The organism is Aggregatibacter sp. oral taxon 458 str. W10330, assembly GCF_000466335.1.
GTDB lineage: Bacteria > Pseudomonadota > Gammaproteobacteria > Enterobacterales > Pasteurellaceae > Aggregatibacter.
The window spans coordinates 6,332-9,239 of record NZ_KE952591.1; the positions used below are offsets into that span (position 1 = coordinate 6,332).

Consider the following 2,908-nt stretch of genomic DNA (forward strand, 5'->3'; position numbering starts at 1 on the left):
CCACTCCATGTTTTATATAAAACTCCACAACCGATAAAGGAACCGCACAAATTAAATTACACTGGTGCAGCCAATTCCATTTATCTGCCGATACATAGTGAATATCTAACTTTTTACTTATAAAGAAAATATCCTCCAGCATTGCGATATTTCCTTCTCTCTCTGCTATCGCAACAAGCATCTCCGGATCATCTTTATATTTTTCATATAAATTTGTCATATTAGTTTCCCACGATGGCGCAAGCGTCCTCGCTTGTGCCTATCATCTAAAAGTGCAGTAAAAAATCCAAAGAATTTTGAACATTGGTTCTCCCAACGTTTATGGGTAAAATTCGCAATGTTTTTATTAAGCAGCACAAGCGTGGACGCTGGCGCCATCTATGGGAGCCTAGTATGTAGGCAATCGAGATACAACCCCCTGAACAGTTCCTTTTGGATATCTAATTTCATTAAAAGATTCTCCATTATCTACACTATAAAATAAACGCTCAAAATCTCCTGAATATGCCATACATAAATAAAGTGTGTTGATATTCTCATAACCACCCAACTCTGTTGTATCAATTAAAAAAACATTAGATAGTTCTCCATTGTGCCATTTAGTAGCATTAAACTCACTTTCACCAAAGTCTTCATTTGTACAATAACCATAATAGTATTTATTAATAAATGAGTCTTTTAAATTAAAAAAAACTGTACCTAATGTGTAGTTATCATAGGAATCATTATTTTCAGGATATAACCTATCACCTATTCTTATTTTAATATTACCGTACACATAATCATCAATTGAAAAACTCTCAGTCCAATAAATTCCAAAATCCTTTTTATTACTTTCAATTGACCTCATTACTTATCCCTTAATTATTAGAATAAATTAGTCAAACTAAACCGATAATGCTATCATAAAAGTCAATTACATCTTTTGTTTTTACTATCCATTCAGATATCTTAAAACCATCTTCATTTAAGACCTCTCGTTTATTTACATATTCATTGATTTTAGACGCATCAAACTCTGGGAAATCATCGATAAATATGATCTTATTTTGAACATAAGAAATTTCCCCACCATAATAAACAATCCATGTAGAAATAAAATTTAAAGATTCTGGCTCATGCATAGATGTAATAAGTACTGAATGTTTCTTTTTTTCTATCCCATCAGCTATAGATGTAGCCCAGCTATTTTTATATTCTTCAATACCCCAATAGTCTATTGGAATATGTAATTCTTCTACATATTCACCTAAAGAGATCGAAGCCAAAATATGCATTCCATATCCATTATCAAAAGATGTATCTTTATCTTTAAAGAAAATACCAAACATTATTAGTCCTTAACTCTATTCAAATCTTTGTCAGAATCACTCCTCTGAGGTAATAAAAAAAACTTATACTGCCATTGTCACAATTAATTATTCTAAAACATTCCAGCTCTTTATTATTTAATGAGTAAACTCCTAGAACATCAGGATCATCTAAATCACATGTAATATATTTATTAATTTGATTTTTATCAATTTTAACTTCTATTCTAACAAGAAGCTCATCGGTAACATTACTATATATTTCAATATATCTTCTGAGTTTTTTCATCGTTTTACCTATATAAATTATGGTTCTATTCTTCTCTTTGGATCTGCGGGTTTAATCTTATCTCCTGTTTTATAATCAAAAGCCCCCACGATGGCGCAAGCGTCCTCGCTTGTGCCATCTATGGGGCTATTTGAGATTCTAGTAAAACTTTCTAATTTTTATTTAATAATCTTTTTTCAATATTAGTATAAATTTCTAATCATTAACAAATTGGTTTAGCAAAGAATAAATTTTGCTTATTATTAAATGTAAATCATCTGTTTTAATACAAGATATCTTAACCCCCCAAAAATCATTATCAAAAAAACCTATATTATCTTTTGGAAGATACTCAGAAAAAAGCAATCTATCTTCAATATAATCTATATCATAATTTCTTCTCTTGTTAAATATAATAACTACTTTAGAAAACCCCTTAGAACTATTAACAATAAATGGATAGTAGCCCATATTTATATACTCCATATAATCAATCTCCCATAAGTATGGGTTTATTGATTCAGTTTGCCCAACCCTATCTAACTTATCAAATAAAATTTCTTCATCCTCTATAAAAAGCTTTCCATCAATTTCATTATTTTTTATTAGCTGTTCAATTGAGTATATAAAAGCAAAGCCTTTCTCCATTAATTTTTTCATCAAAGCTCTATCAGGTAAACTAAATAATTCATCATTTACAACTGAAAAAATATCTAGTTTAGGATCAAAAAACTCAATGAGATAACTAGCCTTATTATAGGGTAGATGAGATGGAAAAATACTCATATCAATGCATAAGTTTATTGAAAAATTATCTGTATTTAAGATTCTATCAATTTGAATAGCAAAATTACTAAAACAACCTTCACTATCATATATTCCTGGATTTCCAATAATCATTTCTTTCTTACCTCATTATAGTGTGTACCTAATCTTTCATATACGTCTTTATTTATATCAGAAGGATTTATCCGCTGTTCAACCCTTTGATCTTTTCCTGTTCGTCCAGCCCAATGCCAACGGTCGCCTTCCTTATTTGAATTAAATTGATGAATTCTCCCTTCGCTATCTATCGCATAACGCTTTTTGCCTCCTTCAACTGAGGACTCAAAAAGCTTTAATGAATCTTTAGGTTCAATACCTGCATTTGGACGGTTACCAGTTCCACCTAAAGTATGTTTTGAATTAGATTCAATTGTTAATCCATTATTAGCTTTTACTGGTTCTGGAATTGGTAATCTGTTATCCCTAGTAACAACATTATCCCTCCAATCCCCAACCTGACTTTCACCGCCCACCAAAATATGGCTGTCTTTATCATTCGTTACCG

General features: G+C 30.7%; 5 protein-coding genes and 2 pseudogenes. All 7 read right to left on the minus strand.

Annotated features, from left to right (window positions below):
• A pseudogene (locus HMPREF9065_RS10170) lies at positions 1 to 220 on the minus strand (ankyrin repeat domain-containing protein); the annotation flags it as partial.
• 168 nt (positions 221 to 388) lie between these two features.
• Positions 389 to 850 (minus strand): hypothetical protein, encoded by a 462-nt coding sequence (locus HMPREF9065_RS08825; protein WP_021615219.1) that lies wholly within the window; start codon positions 848 to 850, stop codon positions 389 to 391.
• A 31-nt stretch (positions 851 to 881) separates the two neighbouring features.
• Entirely contained in the window at positions 882 to 1,331 is a 450-nt protein-coding gene (locus tag HMPREF9065_RS08820; RefSeq protein ID WP_021615220.1) for a hypothetical protein, read from the minus strand.
• A 19-nt stretch (positions 1,332 to 1,350) separates the two neighbouring features.
• Positions 1,351 to 1,599, minus strand: a complete 249-nt coding sequence (locus HMPREF9065_RS08815) for a DUF7683 domain-containing protein (protein ID WP_021615221.1) — start codon at positions 1,597 to 1,599, stop codon at positions 1,351 to 1,353.
• A 17-nt stretch (positions 1,600 to 1,616) separates the two neighbouring features.
• On the minus strand, positions 1,617 to 1,688 hold the full coding sequence (locus HMPREF9065_RS10445; protein ID WP_369751011.1) for a colicin E3/pyocin S6 family cytotoxin: 72 nt from the start codon (positions 1,686 to 1,688) through the stop codon (positions 1,617 to 1,619).
• 106 nt (positions 1,689 to 1,794) lie between these two features.
• Positions 1,795 to 2,478, minus strand: coding sequence for a hypothetical protein (locus tag HMPREF9065_RS08810; protein ID WP_021615222.1), 684 nt, complete (start codon positions 2,476 to 2,478; stop codon positions 1,795 to 1,797).
• A pseudogene (locus HMPREF9065_RS08805) lies at positions 2,475 to 2,908 on the minus strand (hypothetical protein); the annotation flags it as partial. The gene HMPREF9065_RS08810 and the pseudogene HMPREF9065_RS08805, both read right to left, overlap by 4 nt.

Coding starts and splice junctions, on each gene's coding strand:
- HMPREF9065_RS08820 (WP_021615220.1), bottom strand. CDS start 1,331: ATGTTTGGTATTTTCTTTAAAGATAAAGATACATCTTTTGATAATGGA.
- HMPREF9065_RS08810 (WP_021615222.1), bottom strand. CDS start 2,478: ATGATTATTGGAAATCCAGGAATATATGATAGTGAAGGTTGTTTTAGT.
- HMPREF9065_RS08825 (WP_021615219.1), bottom strand. CDS start 850: ATGAGGTCAATTGAAAGTAATAAAAAGGATTTTGGAATTTATTGGACT.
- HMPREF9065_RS08815 (WP_021615221.1), bottom strand. CDS start 1,599: ATGAAAAAACTCAGAAGATATATTGAAATATATAGTAATGTTACCGAT.